16 protein-coding genes and 1 pseudogene are annotated in these 15,791 nt (G+C 71.4%); 8 read left to right on the forward strand and 9 right to left on the reverse strand.

Features of this window, described 5'->3' with window-relative positions:
• Nucleotides 1-28: 28 nt before the first annotated feature.
• Nucleotides 29-403, reverse strand: coding sequence for a gas vesicle protein (locus tag IF09_RS0125970; RefSeq protein ID WP_030299631.1), 375 nt, complete (start codon nt 401-403; stop codon nt 29-31).
• Nucleotides 404-601: 198 nt separating this feature from the next.
• Between IF09_RS0125970 and IF09_RS45850 the strand changes: the two genes are divergently transcribed.
• A complete protein-coding gene (locus IF09_RS45850; protein ID WP_030299632.1) occupies nt 602-1,669 on the forward strand; it encodes a hypothetical protein in 1,068 nt (355 codons plus the stop codon).
• A 3-nt stretch (nt 1,670-1,672) separates the two neighbouring features.
• The gene (locus IF09_RS0125980) at nt 1,673-2,788 is read left to right on the forward strand and encodes an SRPBCC family protein (protein ID WP_030299634.1); all 1,116 of its coding nucleotides are present in this window, start codon (nt 1,673-1,675) and stop codon (nt 2,786-2,788) included.
• Between the two features lie 132 nt (nt 2,789-2,920).
• On the opposite strand, the gene IF09_RS0125985 is transcribed toward IF09_RS0125980, so the two are convergent.
• Nucleotides 2,921-3,094, reverse strand: coding sequence for a CsbD family protein (locus IF09_RS0125985; RefSeq protein ID WP_030299636.1), 174 nt, complete (start codon nt 3,092-3,094; stop codon nt 2,921-2,923).
• Nucleotides 3,095-3,665: 571 nt separating this feature from the next.
• Nucleotides 3,666-4,097: an RICIN domain-containing protein gene (locus tag IF09_RS41990; protein WP_158710055.1), complete on the reverse strand. Its 432-nt coding sequence runs from the start codon at nt 4,095-4,097 to the stop codon at nt 3,666-3,668.
• Here IF09_RS41990 and IF09_RS45855 point away from each other — a divergent pair.
• The 5 genes from IF09_RS45855 (at nt 4,087) to IF09_RS47290 (ending at nt 8,525) form a co-directional block, all read left to right on the forward strand.
• Nucleotides 4,087-4,443, forward strand: coding sequence for a hypothetical protein (locus IF09_RS45855; protein WP_158710056.1), 357 nt, complete (start codon nt 4,087-4,089; stop codon nt 4,441-4,443). The two genes, IF09_RS41990 and IF09_RS45855, sit on opposite strands and share 11 nt — an antisense overlap.
• Nucleotides 4,444-4,861: 418 nt before the next feature.
• Nucleotides 4,862-5,191 carry a hypothetical protein gene (locus IF09_RS0125995; RefSeq protein WP_051832899.1) on the forward strand — a complete coding sequence of 110 codons (330 nt, stop codon included), beginning with the start codon at nt 4,862-4,864 and terminating at the stop codon, nt 5,189-5,191.
• Between the two features lie 609 nt (nt 5,192-5,800).
• A complete protein-coding gene (locus IF09_RS0126000; protein ID WP_234321152.1) occupies nt 5,801-6,118 on the forward strand; it encodes an isoamylase early set domain-containing protein in 318 nt (105 codons plus the stop codon).
• 212 nt (nt 6,119-6,330) lie between these two features.
• Entirely contained in the window at nt 6,331-7,830 is a 1,500-nt protein-coding gene (locus IF09_RS0126005; protein WP_234321153.1) for a sensor histidine kinase, read from the forward strand.
• Nucleotides 7,827-8,525 carry a response regulator gene (locus IF09_RS47290; protein WP_030299647.1) on the forward strand — a complete coding sequence of 233 codons (699 nt, stop codon included), beginning with the start codon at nt 7,827-7,829 and terminating at the stop codon, nt 8,523-8,525. Before IF09_RS0126005 ends, IF09_RS47290 begins: the two co-directional genes overlap by 4 nt.
• A 45-nt stretch (nt 8,526-8,570) precedes the next feature.
• On the opposite strand, the pseudogene IF09_RS47295 reads toward IF09_RS47290, so the two are convergent.
• From IF09_RS47295 to IF09_RS0126030, 5 genes and pseudogenes are all read right to left on the reverse strand, one after another.
• Nucleotides 8,571-9,203, reverse strand: a pseudogene (locus IF09_RS47295) (phosphatase PAP2 family protein); the annotation flags it as partial.
• A gap of 466 nt (nt 9,204-9,669) precedes the next feature.
• A complete protein-coding gene (locus IF09_RS0126015) occupies nt 9,670-10,290 on the reverse strand; it encodes a hypothetical protein (RefSeq protein WP_199920483.1) in 621 nt (206 codons plus the stop codon).
• 131 nt (nt 10,291-10,421) lie between these two features.
• Nucleotides 10,422-11,249, reverse strand: coding sequence for an ABC transporter ATP-binding protein (locus IF09_RS0126020; protein WP_037636017.1), 828 nt, complete (start codon nt 11,247-11,249; stop codon nt 10,422-10,424).
• 2 nt (nt 11,250-11,251) lie between these two features.
• On the reverse strand, nt 11,252-12,316 hold the full coding sequence (locus IF09_RS0126025) for a FecCD family ABC transporter permease (RefSeq protein WP_037636019.1): 1,065 nt from the start codon (nt 12,314-12,316) through the stop codon (nt 11,252-11,254).
• Nucleotides 12,313-13,386, reverse strand: a complete 1,074-nt coding sequence (locus IF09_RS0126030; protein WP_166663239.1) for a FecCD family ABC transporter permease — start codon at nt 13,384-13,386, stop codon at nt 12,313-12,315. The genes IF09_RS0126025 and IF09_RS0126030 overlap by 4 nt, the downstream gene beginning before the upstream one ends.
• 198 nt (nt 13,387-13,584) lie before the next feature.
• Here IF09_RS0126030 and IF09_RS0126035 point away from each other — a divergent pair, with 198 nt between their 5' ends.
• Nucleotides 13,585-14,604, forward strand: a complete 1,020-nt coding sequence (locus IF09_RS0126035) for an ABC transporter substrate-binding protein (RefSeq protein WP_030299653.1) — start codon at nt 13,585-13,587, stop codon at nt 14,602-14,604.
• A 113-nt stretch (nt 14,605-14,717) separates the two neighbouring features.
• Here the strand turns inward: IF09_RS0126035 and IF09_RS0126040 are convergent, their stop codons facing one another.
• The gene (locus tag IF09_RS0126040) at nt 14,718-15,614 is read right to left on the reverse strand and encodes an iron-sulfur protein (protein WP_030299654.1); all 897 of its coding nucleotides are present in this window, start codon (nt 15,612-15,614) and stop codon (nt 14,718-14,720) included.
• Nucleotides 15,615-15,791: the final 177 nt, after the last annotated feature.

Consider the following 15,791-nt stretch of genomic DNA (forward strand, 5'->3'; position numbering starts at 1 on the left):
CGCCTCCTTCCGCCGGCGTGTCCTGCTGTCAGGTCGGCCGGTCGATCGTGCCGCGGCTGTAGCGGCGGGTGCGTTCGTAGGAGATCAGCTCGCCCTCCTCGTCCAGTGCGACCCGGTAGCTGGCCATCACGCTGGTCGTGTCCGGGATTCGCGCCAGCTCCACCACCTCCACCTGGGCCTCCCAGCCCTCCTCGGTCGGCTTGAGCGAGCTGACGGAGTCGGGGAACCGGCCCAGGAGTTCAGCGAGCTGCTCGGCCGCGGCGCGCATCGCCTTCGCCGCGCCGGGCACGCCCGAACGGCGCCGGGACGCGCTGCGCCTGGGCTGATGCCTGTCCTGCTGATCGCCCTCACCGGCAGCGCGTGAAGAGGCCCGCCGGGGGCGTGCAGGTTCCGCTGCGGCCATATACCACTCCCTTGGGGAGACGGCGTCACAGAAACTAGAATGTCACTAAATCTGCGCATAAGTCTCGCACCGGGGGCAGGAGCTTGAGAAAGGCCGCCCGGGCAGGACGCGCTTCGTCGGCCGCCAGTGCGCGACGCCAGGGTCCCGCTGCCCGCGTGGGCACCAGACGTTCCTAGAGCGCCCTGACAGGGGATGATCATGGACGACACCACCAAGATCGCGCTCGCAGCCGCTGTGGCTGGGGGCTACGTACTCGGCCGGGCGAAGAAGGGCCGCCTGGCGTTCACCATGGCGACCTACCTCGCCGGCCGCCGCTTCGGGCTCGAGCCCGGGCAGCTGCTCAAGGAAGGCGCCTCCCGGCTCAAGGAGATGCCGCAGTTCGCCGATCTCGGCGAGCAACTGCGCGGCGAGGCCCTCGACGCAGGCCGGCAGGCGCTGGTCACCGCGGCCAACCGCAAGCTCGCCGACCTCGCCGACTCCCTTCACGAGCGCACCCTCGAACTCACCGGCGGCGGCGAGCGCAGTCGCACCCGCGAAGAGCAGGACCAGGACGAGGACGAGGGCGAGGGCGAGGAGCCCTACGAGGACGAGGAAGCCGAGGAATACGCGGAAGAAGAGGGGGACGAAGAGGGCTACGCCGAGCCCGAAGCCGAAGAGGAAGAGGAAGAGGAGGAAGAAGGGGAAGAGGAGGGGGAGGAGGAACCGGAGGAGGAAGCCGAAGAGGAAGAGGGACCCGAGGAAGAAGAGGAAGAGGAAGAGGAGCCGGAAGCGGAAGAAGAGGAACCGGCGCCGCCGCGCCGACGGCGACCCGCAGCGCGCAGCGGTAGGAGCACCGCACCCGCCCGGGAGGCCGAGAGGCCGAGGCCCGCCAAGAAGGCTGCACCGGCGAAGAAGGCGGCCTCCGCACGGAAGACAGCGCCCGCCAAGAAGGCCGCACCGGCGAAGAAGGCGACCCCCGCCCGGAGGGCACCGGCGAAGAAGACGGCCCCCTCGAGGGAGGCACCGGCGAAGAAGGCCGCGCCAGGCAAGAAGGCGGCGGCCAAGAAGACCGCGAGCGGCAGGCAGGCGGCCAAGTCCGCGCCCGCCAGGAAGAGCGCCTCTTCCACGAGAGCTCCGTCCAAGGCGGCGGCGAAGAAGACCGGCAGCGCGCCACGCAAGAGGACCGCTGGGCAGAGCACACCCGCCAAGAAGACCACCAGCCGCAGTCCGGCACGTAAGACGGCCGCCAAGAAGACCGCGGCCCGCAAGCCGTCCACGCGGAGGTAGGCCATGGCAACCTCAGACCGCTCCAGCGCACAGGAGTCCACGTCCGGCCTGGACCAGCTGCTGAAGGAACTGACCGGCTTCCTGGCCGCGCAGGCAGACCAGCTGGTCGACAAGGCCACCGACAAGGTCTCCGACGTCACGGACCAGCTCTACGACGTCGCCGACAACGACGGTTCGCTCTCGGACATCGCCGGCATCGGCGGCCGCCTCCTGCAAGGCGACTCGCCTCTGAAGGCCATGGCCGGCCAGCAACTCGGAAACCTCAAGGACAAGGTGACCGACACCTTCTCCGAGGCCTTCGGGAAGGGCCGCGGCCGCAAGAGCGGCGGCGGCAAAGTGGTCAACATCGTCGAGGCGATCGACGTCGGCCTGCCCCTGCGCACCGTCTATGACCACTGGACGCAGTACGAGAACTTCAGCAGCTTCGCCAAGGGAGTCCGCGACGTCTCCCGCGATGACGAAACCAACAGCGACTGGAAGGTCAAGGTCGGGCCCTCCTCACGCAGCTGGAAGGCGACCGTCCAGGAACAGATACCCGACGACCGCATCGTGTGGACCTCGCAGGGCGCCAAGGGCACCACGCGCGGCTGCGTCAGCTTCCACGAACTGGGGCCGACGTTGACCCGCATCGTCATCGTCGTCGAATACCACCCCTCCGGCCTGTTCGAAAAGACAGGCAACCTGTGGCGCGCCCAGGGCCGCCGCCTGCGGCTGGACCTCAAGCACTTCCTCCGCTACACCATGCTCACCACCGACGAACCCGAAGGCTGGCGCGGCGAAATCCGCGACGGCGAAGTCGTCCAGAGCCATGAGGAAGCCCTCGAGGAAGAGCAAGCCGAGGGCGCGGACCAGGACGAGTACGAGGATGAGGAGGACCAGGAGAACGGAGCCGAGGACGACGACGAGGGGTACGAGGCCGAGGAGCCGGGCCAGCAGGATGGAGAGGCAGGAAGCGAGGACTACGAGGACGAGGAGTACGCCGACGAAACCGAAGAGGAGCCGGAGGAGCCGGAGGAGCAGGAGGAGCCGGAGGAGCCGGAGGAGCAGGACGAGGAGCCGGACGAGGAAGAGTACGAAACTTCCCCGCCTCGCCCACGTCGACGGCGAAACGCCTCGTGAGGCTGCGCCGACGGCGCCGCCCGCGCTCTCCCGAAAGGCAGGGGGCGCGCACACGTGAGGGCCGGCGGAGCGTCTCCGACCGGCCCTCACCCCCATGTCACCCTCGGGAATGAAACCCTCACTCAGCTCCCATCAATGCTTCAGTGCGTCCTTCGCCTTTTGAGCGGCCTGCTTGGCATCACCCAGCGCCTGCTCGGAGCGCCCCTTCGCCTCCAGACTTTCGTTCCCTACAGCCTTGCCCGTCGTCTCCTTCAGCTTCCCCTTGGTGGTCTTCCCTGCGTTCTTGACCTTCTTGCCTGCACCCATTCGTCTCACCTCCACCCCGCTCAGTACATGGGCAATACAAGCCCGACCACCACCTACCCCACACGAAAAGCGATACGCATTACTCGCCGATTAAGACATGGCGGACTATTCGGGCCAAACGGGAGACCAGGCCTTCGGGCAGAGCAGGCCCCCGCGTTCCATCGCGTCCGTCACCGCCATACCGAGCCGCCCCGCGAATGGCCCCGGACGGCATGGCAGCTCAGTGCGTCCGCCAAGCGGGCCGTGGCGGCGTCGGTCGTGCGCACGTAGGTGTCCTGCGGCATCGGACGTCGGCGCGCGCCATCGCTGCCTCGCCCTCAGGCCCCGGATCCTTCCGGCTGCGCACCCGCCGCCGCGCCGGCGGCGGCGGGTGACCTTGCGCGCTGCCTCGCCGGGCAAGACCTCCGGCGTCCCGTCCACACCAAGATGGCGCGGCCTGGCCACCCGCCACGCAACGCGGTCGTGGAGCCCCGAGAAGCCCCGGGGCCGTCGGCCATGCCGAACAGGAGCAGGAGGCGCGCGGCTGTCCACGGGTACCCGCCGCGCTGACGGTGAGCGCCGGCCCGGTCCATCAGCGGGGCGTGAGGCGCCACTGCTGCTCGGGCCGGGCTGCACACGGCGACTGGACCACGGGCGCCGTCTGCTCCGTGCCCGCGCGGGCGACGCTCAGGCACAGCCCGCTGTTGTCGTTGACGAAGCGGTACAGGACGCGGCCCGAGGGGTCCCGGGCCGGCTCCGGGGCGACGCGCCACAGGTGATCGGGGTACTCCCCGCAGGGGAACTGGTTGACGGTGACACCGGCGGCCTTGTTCGCAGCGGGTACGGCCACGCACAGTCCGCTGTTGTCGTTGGCCACGCGGTAGAGCGGCCCGGCGGGGCCCTGGCCCCAGGGCTCGATCCGCCAGTAGTGGTCGGGGTGGTTCCCGCAGCCGAACTGGTTCAGGTCGGCGACCTCGGTGCTCGCGCCGGGAACGGCCAGACACAGGCCACTGTTGCGGTTCACGATCCGCAGCGGGACATCGACCGGTACCGCCGCCGGCTCGGTGTCCCGGTCCTTCCCCGTGGACGGCGACGGTCCCGCGTCAGAGGTCGGGCGCCCGGCCGGGGACGACGCGGGCGGGCTGCTCGGGGCAGCGGAGGAGGCCGGTGTCGGGGACGGTGTGCCGGGGACAGTGGCGTCGGTGGACGGCGAGAGGCTCTCGGTACCGGCCGGCGGCGCGGCCACCGAGGGCGACGGCCCCGGTGAGAGTTCCGCCCCACGCTGCTGTCCCGCCACCATGGTCACCAGGACCCCGGCCACCGGAACGACCAGCCCGACCAGCCACCAGGCCCACCGCGGCGGTGTGTAGCCCGTACGGGCCCCCGGACCGGTGGCGCCCGACGCCACACCCGCCCCCGCCGCCCCTCCGGACCCGGCGTCCTCCTCCACGGCCACCCCCGCCCTCAAAGTTCGCCCCCCGGCCCAACTCCCCGTCACCGCAATATTACTGAGGGATCATCGGATAAGCGGCCATGTACCGTGGGCCAAGGGCCTTCGCCGCGGAGAACGCCGCGACGGTCAGGTCACCTTGTCTGGCACGAACACACCGGCAACACCCAGCACCAGCGCGGGGAAGCCGGACGGGGCGGCCCGGACACGCCGTGGCCGTCCGCCTCCGGGGAGCCCGATTCGCCCTCCAAGTCGGCGGAGCGACGATTGACTGCAACGACGGGGACGGCCCGGACATGAAGCCATTCCACATCCCGCAGCGTGGGGACTGAGACATCGTGAACCAGGAGGCGTACCGCCGAGAGCTGGAATATCTGAGCCAGTACGCACACGACGACTGGGTCGGCTTCTCTGTCGTCAGCGGAGCCGTGGGGAGTCTGCTCGGACGGGGCGCCACGTTCGAGGAACAGCTGGCGTTGCTCCTGCGGATCGTCGCCGCTCTGTACGACGCCGGGGCACGACCGGGAGACCTGACGGAGTCGGAACAGGACCCCTTCCTGCCATGGAATGCGGACGAGGCCGGGGCTTTGGCGCGAATCGCGGCAGAGATCGACGCGCATTCCCAGTTGCCCGACTCCGGTGACATCTGCTGGTTCACGGTGCCGTGAGGCCTGTCACGGTGTGTGCGCGCTCCCCCGTCGGGCCCGGCACGCGTGGTGGAGCTTCACCGAGGGGGCCCCTGCCAGCTGACAGGGGCCCCCTCGCTCGGTCAGGTGCTGTCCAGAGCGCCTGGGGCACCTGCCCTCGTCCGCACACTCCTGTCGGCACGGCCTGATCACGAGCGTAGCGAGCCCGCCGACGGCCATGGGCCGATACGGAAATCGCCCCGACCGGCAGCGCGCACCGGCCCCGATGCTGTATGGCGCCCTGCATGGCGCGATCACCCAACCGGCAGGAACGGGCAGATCCGTCTCCGCGGCCCCGCGGCCACAGGTTCTGCGCCTGCTGGGCGGCGTGCAGCACGCATCACCCGAACGGCCTACGCGCCACCGCTCCGCGCGGGCGGTGCGGGCTGGTCCGTGTCACGGTGACAGGGCGACGAGAGGTCCACGCACGCGGGGCCCGGCCGGTCGAGGAAGCCCCGGCCGGGCCCCGCAACGGACCGAGGTCCCACTCTCCTCCGGCCCGTATGACTCATCGCCGGCGGGGACCGGACAGGTGACCGGCGTCCAGACCACCGGCACGTCCCACCGCGGCCGGCCGCCGCAGACGCAAGGATGCCCGCACCCACCCCCGACGACCCACGGCTGGAGACCACCGTGCTGGAACGCAAGCAGCTCAAAGGCCGAACCCACGTCACCTTCGTCCTGCCCGAAGACAACCCGGAGGGGCCGGTCAGCGTGGTCGGAGACTTCAACCACTGGAACCCCGCCGCCCACCCGCTCGAACCCCGAGGCGACGGCACCCGCACCGCCCAAGTCGCCCTGCCCGCCCACAGCACGCACTCCTTCCGCTACCTCGCGGCCGGCGACTACTGGTTCAACGACGAACAAGCCGACAGCGACGACGGCACCAACAGCCACATCCACACCTGACCCACCCCGGGGCAGTGATCCGGGGCTCCGCCTACCGCGCCCGGCTCGAGGCGGTTGTCGGCGGGGAAACCGGACCGCGCCGGCGGTGTAGTGCCACCGGTCTCCGTTGCGGGAGGCGACAGTGACCTCAGCACGGAGCAGTGGATCCCGGGCTCGCGGTAGTGGACTTTCGGCAGTGCCGCAGGGCGGCGGAGTTCCGTAGGGTCGCGTCCGTGAGAACAGCGATCATCAAGGCCCGGGTGCCGGCACCGGTACTGTCCGCAGGTCTCTTCATCGGGGCGGTGGCGGCTGTTGGCACCGGTGTCGCCACCCTGTGGTGGGGCATACCGGCGGCGGTCTGCGCCTTCCTCGCGGGCTGGCAGCCGGGGCGGAACCGCAGCACGGGTGCGGCCTTGGCCGGAGTGCTCGGGGCCGCCGTGGTGGCTGTGCTCCTGGTGCCGGCATGGTTGGGCTGGGCGAGCCAGTTCGTGGGATTGTTGCTCGTGGCGGCGATGCTGCCGTGGTTCGCGGGCCGGTTCCTGCGCCAGTACCGGGCACTGGTTCGGGCTGGGTGGGAGCGGGCCGCGAGGCTGGAGAGGGAGCAGCATCTGGTCGCCGAACAGGCCCGGTTGCGCGAGCGGACCCGGATCGCGCAGGACATGCATGACCTCCTGGGCCACGACCTCAGCCTCATCGCCCTGTCCGCGGGGGCACTGAAGCTGGCCCCTGGTCTGTCTGAGGACCACCGGGCCACCGCCCGGGACATCCGCGTCAGGGCGGGAGCCGCCGTGGACCGGCTCGGCGAGGTGATCGGTGTACTGCGCGGGCCATCGGATCCGGTTCCGGGGCCCGAGCCCGGCGCTGGGCTCACCGCACTCGGGGCCCTGGTGGACCGGGCGGCCGCGGCGGGGCTTGACGTCCGGCTGCGGGTAGAAGGCGAAGCGGCGGCCGGTGACGCGCCGCTGGCCGTCGAGCGGGCCGTGCTGCGCGTCGTCCAGGAGGCGCTGACAAACGTTGCCAAGCACGCCCCGGGGCACCGGGCGACCGTCGTCGTCCGACACGTGGAAGGACGGACCGAGGTCAGTGTGAGGAACAGGCCGGTCCCCTCCATGTCTACGGCCCACCATGACCGCGCCGCCCGTCCCGCACCCGGGTCCCGGGCCTCCGCACCCGGCGAGGGCCACCGCTTCGGTCTCATCGGCCTGGATGAGCGCGTCCGACTGGCCGGTGGAACCTTCACATCGGGCCCCGAGGGCGGCGGGTTCGCCGTCCGGGCCGGGCTCCCGCACCGCCCCGGATCCGTGCACCCGCCACGCCACGCCGAGCCCGATGGTCCAGGTGGCGTACTGCCTCCTGAGCACCGCAGTGCCCGTCGCCGTCTGGGCCGTACCGCCGCCGCGGCCGTCCTGGTGCCGCTGTGCACCACCGCGTTGCTCATCGGCGGGGTACGGGCGTGGGACACCGTAACTGCTCGGGAGTCGGTACTCGCCCCCCAGGACTACGCCCTCCTGCGCGTTGGGCAGTCACGCGCGGACGTGGCGCCGTACCTGCCCGAGCGCCAGACGACCCGTCGCCCGGCAGTACCCACGCCCACACCACAAGATGCGGCCTGCGAGTTCTACGTACAGACCGGCGACCCGTTCGACGACCGCTCGGGGGACATCTACCGTCTCTGCTTCCGGGCCGGCCGCCTGGTCTCCACCGACAACTACACCGGGAAGGCCGTCCGATGATCCGGATCCTGATCGCCGACGACGAGCCCATGATCCGCGCAGGCGTCCGCGCAGTCCTTGCCACTGACCCCGGTATCACTGTCGTCGCCGAGGCAGCCGATGGCCACCAGGCGGTGGAGCTCGTCCGGCGCCACCGCCCGCATGTGGCCGTCCTCGACATACGGATGCCGGGGACCGGCGGTTTGGAAGCTGTCGTCGAGATCCGAAGGACCGTCCCCGAAACGGGGGTTGTGATGCTGACGACCTTTGGGGAGGACGAGTACATCCTGCGGGCCCTCAGCGAAGGTGCCGCCGGCTTCCTGATCAAGTCCGGCGAGCCGGAGGAGCTGATCGCCGGTGTCCGTGCGGTTGCCGGCGGCGCGGCCTACCTGTCACCGAAGGTCGCGGCCCGGGTCGTCGCCCATCTCGCCGCGGGGGGTGCGGGCGCCCAGGTCGGCCGCCGTTCCGCGGCCCGCGCTCGCGTCGAGGCCCTGACCGCCCGTGAGCGGGACGTGCTCGGCTTCCTCGGCAGCGGTCTCTCCAACGGGCAGATCGCGCGCCGCCTGCACCTGGCGGAGGGAACGGTGAAGGCCCACGTCAGCTCGATCCTCGCCCGCCTCGGCGTCCACAACCGGGCCGCAGCCGCCGTGGTCGCGCACGAGGCCGGCGTGGTCCCGGTGCCGTCCGACCCCCGGCTGCCCTACAAGGAAAGCTGACACCGCCCGTACGGCAATCGGCAGTACGAGGAGCCGTACGGTCACCACGGCCGTCGCGCCGAGCGCCGCGCCCGCCAGGACGTCGTGCGGATAGTGCACCCCGACCAGCACCCGCAACAAGGCGGCCACCCCCGCCACCGGCAGCACCAGGGCCGCGAGCCGAGGACGTACCAAGGTCACGCCCACTGCCAGCGCGACCGCCAGGGTGGCATGGTTGCTGGGGAACGACCAGTCGCCCGGCTCGGGACACGATGCGAGGGCCGAGATCCCTGGCAGGGCACGGCACGGACGTTCCTCGTCGACGAGGAGTTTGACCGCCTCACTCAGTCCGTAGGCGACAACGGTCCCGGCGGCCGCCACTGCCACCCCGGCCAGGCCCGGCACGTCACGGCGGCGCAGGGCGCTCCAGCCGACCCAGGCCAGCAGCAGGCCCAGGAACAGCAAAGTACCCTCACTCGCCGCTTCCAGGGCGGTCTCGGCCCACGCCGGCCCGTCCGCCACGCTTCCGGTCAGGGCACGGTAGGCCCTCTCAGAGAGGCCCGCCGTGACGTGCACCGGTTCATTCGTGCCCAGTGTGCCGTCGGGCGCCAGCCAAACCACAGCCGCTGCCCCCGTCCCGGCCGAGGCGACCGCCGCCGGCAGCCGTCGGCCCCACCCGTACTGCTTGATCGATTCCATGCCATCGACGGTAGGAACACCGCAGGCCGGGGGCCCTGGCCGAACGGCAGCCCAGTCCCCCGACGATCGTCAGGGTTGACCGGACACTCTCGGAGATCCAGAGGCTGTCGCGAAGCCGTGAGCGTCATGCGGTAGCGGCTTCCATGGGCGGTGGCTGGGCCGTGTAGTGGCGTCGGTCGCGGATGAGGGCCCACAGGACGTTGAGGCGGCGGCGCACCCGGGCCTGCGGACGCCTGCCCACCACCGGCCCCCGCCCTCTTTTCACGGTGCCCGCCCCCTGTCGGGGTCCGGCACGGGCCGTGGAGCTCCGTCGGGCCGGGCAGCGACATGGGCCCGACAGCACGACGGCGTCGTTGCCGCCGCCGTACGTCCCGGCGCATCAGCTGTGAGGCGGTGCACCGGGCGGGTGGCTCCCGCCGACGATCACCATGCGCTCGGGCAGGTGTCGGCGCGCGCTGCGGGGTGCTCAGCGGTTGGTGTTGAGGAACCCGATCGCGACGGCGCCCCACCAGCAGGCCTGGGAGAAGAGCGCCGTGGCGCCGCCCCAGGCCATCAGGCCGCGGCCGATCGGCTCGGTGGCTTCGGTGAGGCGGCGGCCGAGCAGGCCCGCCTGGAGGCCGTTGAGGGTGAGGAGGCCGACCAGTGCGATCTTCGTCTGGGTCAGTGGGGAGTGGAGGTCGGGATGGAGCATGAGCCCGCTCGCGACCAGCCCGCCGAGTCCGGCCCAGATCGGCATGTGGAGCCGGGACGTGGCGGACAGGACCTCGGTGAGCGAGCAGCGGCCGGTGGTCCACAGCAAGCCGTAGTAGTCGGCGGAGAGCACCGCGCCGAAGCCGAGTATCAGCGAGGCGAGGTGCACGAAGAGCGCAGCGGTGTGCAGCGACTGGTCGGTGCGCACGTGGAGGGAGAACCACAGCCCCGCCGTCAGAACCATCATCGCCACCAGGCCGGCTGCCGCCACGGTCCACCACGAGTCGTACAGACGTACCGGGCGGCACGGGGTTCTGGCAGGCACCGAGGCGGCGGCGGGGGACAGCATGAGAAGGGCTCCGGGGGCGGTACGGGCGCGGGCCGGCACAAGACCCACGCAGAGGCGAGGTAAGGCTTACCTAAATCTCGCTGTTCGTCAATGCGGGTCCGCAGGCTGGAAGCCGGAGCGTCCGCTGACCGCTTCGGCCGACGCTGCGCACGCCGACCGCCCCCGTGGCCGTTGGAGCGTCAGGTCCTGCGCCCTCCCTCGGGGATGACCAGAGGAGTGCCGGCGACCGGGCATTCGATGACGGCCGCACGCAGGCCGAAGACCTCGTACACCAGTTCCGGGGTGACGATCTCGGAGGGTGTCCCGGCGGCCATGACCCGGCCCTCGCGCATCGCGATCAGGTGGTCGGCGTAGCGGCAGGCGAGGTTCAGCTCGTGCAGCACCATCACGACGGTGCGGCCCTCGGAGCGGTTCAGGTCCGCCACCAGTTCCAGGACGTCGACCTGGTGGGCCAGGTCCAGGTAGGTGGTCGGCTCGTCGAGGAGGAGGACCGAGGTGTCCTGGGCCAGGGCCATGGCGATCCAGACGCGCTGGCGCTGGCCGCCGGAGAGCTCGTCGATGGAGCGCTCCGCCAGGTCGGACGCGCCGGTGGCGGTGAGGGCGGCGTCGACGGCGGCCTCGTCCGCCGAGGACCACTGGCGCCACCAGCGCTGGTGCGGGGTGCGGCCGCGGGCGACCAGGTCCCGCACGGTGATGCCGTCCGGCGCGCTGGGGGTCTGCGGCAGCAGGGCCAGCCGCAGGGCGAAGTCCCGGGAGGACAGGGAGGCGATGTCCTCGCCGTCCAGCAGGACGGTTCCCCCGGCCGGCTTGAGGAGGCGGGCCAAGGCGCGCAGGGCGGTGGACTTTCCGCAGGCGTTCGGGCCGACCAGGGCGGTGACCCGGCCCGCCGGGATGGACAGGTCGAGGTCGTCGGCGACGATCCGGTCGCCGTATCCCAGGCGGAGGCCGGCACCGTGGATTGCGGCCGGGCGGGTGCCGGTCGGTGGGGCGGTCAGCGGGGCGGTCATCATCAGCCTCCCTTTCCGGCCCGGTTGGCCCGGGCGAGGAGCAGCAGCAGGTACGGGGCGCCCACGGCGCCGGTGAGAACGCCGACGGGCAGTTCGGTCGGCGCCAGCACGAGGCGGGCGGCCAGGTCGGCGAGGACCAGCAGCACCGCCCCGGTGAGGGCGCTGATCATCAGCGGGATCCCCGCGGTGCCGGCGAGGCGGCGGGCGATCTGCGGTGCGCCGAGCGCGATGAAGGCGATCGGCCCGGCGGCGGAGGTGGCCAGGGCGGTGAGGCAGGTGGCGAGCACGAGCAGCGCGATGCGCGAGTGCTTCAGCGGGATGCCGAGGCTGCGTGCGGTGTCGTCGTCGTACTGGAGCAGTTGGTACGGGCGCGCGAGCGCCAGGGTCAGCGGCATGAGGACCGCGAGGGCGATCCCGGACCACTGGACGTGTTCGTAGCCGCGGCCGTTGAGGCTGCCGGTGAGCCAGACCATGGCGCGGGAGGCCTGGTCGATGTCGGCGCGGGCGAGCAGCCAGCGGGTCAGGGCGATGAGGGCGCCGTTCGCGGCGAGCCCGACGAGCACGAAGCGGTAGCCGGTGATGGTGCCGTCGCGGTAGGCGAGCAGGTAGATGACGGCGGAGGTGAGCAGCGCACCCGCGAGGGCGCCGAAGGGCACGGCCCCGAAGGTGCCCGCCCCCGCGGAGGTGACGCCGCCGATCAGGATCGCGGCGACCGCGCCGGCGCCGGAGCCGGCCGCGATGCCGATGAGGTCGGGACTGGCCAGGGAGTTGCGGGTGACGGCCTGGTAAACGGCTCCGGCCAGGCCGAAGGCGGCGCCGACCAGGAGTGCGGTGAGCGCGCGTGGAAGGCGGAGTTCATGGACGATCAGGTCGGCGGCGCCGTCACCGAAGCCGAGGACCGCGCCGAGCACCTCGCCGACGGGGATGGCGTACGTGCCGAGGGACACGGACGCGATGAGCCCGGCGAAACCGGTGACGGCGAGCACGAGGACGGCAACGGCGACCCGGGGCCGCACCGCCACGCCGATCGGGCCGGCCTCCCACCGGAGCAGGCTGGTCAGGCTCATCGGGTGTGCTCCTTCAGCTTGCCCCGCTTGACGAGGAGGGCGAGGAAGGGAGCGCCGAGCAGGGCGGTGACGACTCCGGCCTCGAGTTCACCGGGGCGGGCGACCATCCGCCCGACGACGTCCGCGGTGAGCATGAGGGAGGCTCCGCCCAGCGCCGAACAGGGCACCAGCCAGCGGGCGTCGGGACCGGTGAAGGCCCGTACGATGTGCGGCACGACGAGGCCGATGAACGTGACCGGGCCGGCCGCCGCGACGGCGGTGCCCGCGAGGAGGATGACGGCCACGGCGCCGAGCGCGCGTGTCGTGCGGACCTTGGTGCCCAGGCTGCTGGCGAGGTCGTCCCCGAGCGCGAGGGCGTTGAGCCTGCCGCTGAGCCCGATCGCCAGCACGAGCCCTGCGGCGGCGAACGGCAGGAGATTCAGGGCGAGTCCGGAATCCCGCCCGGCGAGGGAGCCCACCGCCCAGAAGCGGTACTGGTCGAGCGTGCGGACGTCGAGCAGGACGAGGGTGTTGGTCCCCGCGTCGAGCAGCACGGTGACGGCGGCACCGGCGAGCGCCAACTTGGCGGGAGTGGCCCCGCCGTACCCGGTCCCGCCGACGGCGTACGCGAGCAGCCCGGCGAGCGCTGCGCCCAGGAAGGCGAACCAGATGTACTGGTAAGGGCTCGTCAGCCCGAGTGCGCCGATGGCGGCGGCAACGGCGAACGAGCCGCCCGCACTGATGCCGATCAGGCCCGGGTCGCCGAGCGGGTTGCGCGTGATGTCCTGGGCCACGGCTCCGGCCGCGCCGAGCGACAGGCCGACGACCAGACCAAGGAGCGTGCGGGGCATGCGGAGTTCGCGGATGACCACGGCATCACCGTCGGTGCCGCCGGCTATCGCGGTCAGCACGTCGGAGAGCGGAACGGCCTTGGTACCGATGGCGAGGGAGGCACAGACGGCCGCGAAGACGGCGGCGAGGAGTGTCACCGTCAGTGCAGCACGGGTGGAGGTTCGGCGCAGGGCGGGGCGTGGTGGCGGCGCGGGGCGGGCTGTGTCGGCCGCCCCGGCGACGGCGGGCTTCAAGGTCACGCCTCACAAGGTAAGGCACACCTTAACGCACTGTGCGGTCCGCTCGGTCGAATACGACCCGGGGTGGATTCAAGCCTGAACAGCCGCTATTCTCACAGCGCTTCACACAGGTAAGCCTTGCCTAAGTCACTGGCCAACGGTTTTTCACAACCTGTCACCAGTCGCTCGTCTGCACCGTCAGCTCATGGGAGAGACCCGATGAACACCTTCACTCAGCGTCGCCGGCCCGGCCGGATCGCCGCTGCCGTCCTGACGGCAGCACTGGCCTTCTCGCTGGCCGCCTGCGGTGGCGGAAGTGGAGATGGCAAGGCCTCCGGGGCTTCGGACAAGCCCGCCGCGGCCGACGCCGGCTTCCCGCGCACCATCACCCACGACAAGGGCACCACGGAGGTCAAGACCAAGCCCAAGCGCGTCGTGGCGCTGGACAACAGCCTGGTCGAAGCCGTCGTCGCCCTGGACGCCCCGCTGGTCGGCGGCGTCGCCGCGTACCGTGACCAGAAGGGCTTCCCGGCCTACCTCGGCGACGCCGTCAAGAACACCAAGGACGTCGGCCCGCTCGACAACCCCAACCTTGAGGCGATCGCGGCCCTCAAGCCGGACCTCATCGTCTCGGCGACCGTCCGCCACGCGGACCTGTACGACCGGTTGAGCCAGATCGCCCCGACCGTCTTCGTCAAGACGACGGGTCCGATCTGGAAGGAGAACATCACCTTCCTCGGTACGGCACTCGGCCAGGAGGAGAAGGCCAAGGCCAAGCTCACGGCGTACGAGACCCGCGCCAAGAAGATCGGTGACGCCATCAACGCCCAGGGCGGCGGCAGCGGCGAGGGCGGCAAGCCGACCGTCTCGGTCACCCGCTTCGTGGACGGCCCGACCCGCATCTACCTGCCGAAGAGCTTCTCCGGCATCATCCTGACGGACATGGGTCTGCTGCGGCCGGAGAACCAGCGGGACACCGTGAAGTTCAACATCGAGATCAGCGAGGAGCAGATTCAGCAGGTCGACGCCGACCACGTCTTCCTCACGGCCTTCTCGGGCGGCGCGGACCGCAAGAAGAAGTTCATGGAGAACCCGCTGTGGCAGCGCCTGAACGCCGTCCAGAAGGGCAACGTCCACGAGGTGGACGACGCCACCTGGATGACCTCGGTCTCGCTCCAGGGCGCCGACATGGTCCTGGACGACATCGCCAAGATCTTCAAGGTCGACCCCGCCAAGTGACCTGGACTCGGCCGCGGTTGAGCAGCGCCGACGGCAACTGAAAAAACGACCGCGGGCCGGTACCGGGAGATCCCGGTACCGGCCCGCGGTCGTTCGCACCGTACGGTGCGCGCTCAGGCCTCCTCCTCCAGCCGCCGGACCCGCTCCGCGTCGCTCGTGCGCGGGCAAGTGCCGCACGGACGGGCTGCGTCGAGTGCGTAGTACAGGCAGCAGCCGCTCCGGGTGCGGGTCGGGTACTGCCGCCCCTCGCGGCCCGCCAGCCGGCGGAAGTCCGCGCCCGCGGGGAACGGCGCGATCGATGTGGGGAGCAGATCGGTCGCGGCGCTCACGGCCCGTTCCTCCTGGCCGAGGACCCGTCCGAGGTACCAGATGCCCGATACCAGGTCGTCGCCCGCCATGCCCCACAAGGCGCGCGGCCCGCGCCGGGTGTACGGGCCGATCGCGGCCAGCAGCGGACGCACGTGGTCGGCGATCGCGGCCCGCAACTCCGCGCGCAGGGCCTCTTCATGACCGACCACGCGTACGCCGTACGGCCGTACGTGCGGCAGAGCGGCCCGGGCCGGCGGGGCGCCGACCGCGGGATCGTCCGGCAGGCAGGCGAATCCGGAGCCCGGCGTCACCTCGTGGACGCCCGTGGTGAGGTTCAGCCGGATCTCGGCGGGGCGGATGCGGGGGACGCGCCGCTCCAAGTGCCAGGAACCGCTCATCAGAAGGCTGACGGACCAGAGGTAGCCGTGCAGCGCGCGGGAGGCGGCGGCGTCCGGGCGTGGGGCGAGCCCGTGCCGCTCCCGGATGCGCGCGAACTCGGCGGCGATGAAGGCCTCGAGGGCCTCCGGTCGTTCTGCCAGCTCCGCTCCGGTCACCCACGCTCCCGCCGCCGTGTCCCCGGATCCCGCGACCCGTACGTCCAACGCCTCGCACACCGCGGCGAGTCGCCGATAGCCGGAGGCGAGTACGAGGCCTGCGCGTGGGGCGGCAGGGCCGGCCGGGGAGTCCAGAGAGGTCGTCATCGGCGTTCCTTCACGGGCGTGCGGGGGTGCGTCAGAGATCGGAACTTGAATCAAGGTAAGCCTTACCTTATCTTCTGTGGGCGTCCTTGATCAATCCGCTCAAGTCGGCCGACTGGAGGGCGGGTTGAAAAGTAAGGCTTGCCTAACCTAAACTGCGGCAGCCGGTTGCTGCCCAGC

This window comes from Streptomyces katrae, assembly GCF_000717655.1.
GTDB classification, from domain to species: domain Bacteria; phylum Actinomycetota; class Actinomycetes; order Streptomycetales; family Streptomycetaceae; genus Streptomyces; species Streptomyces katrae_B.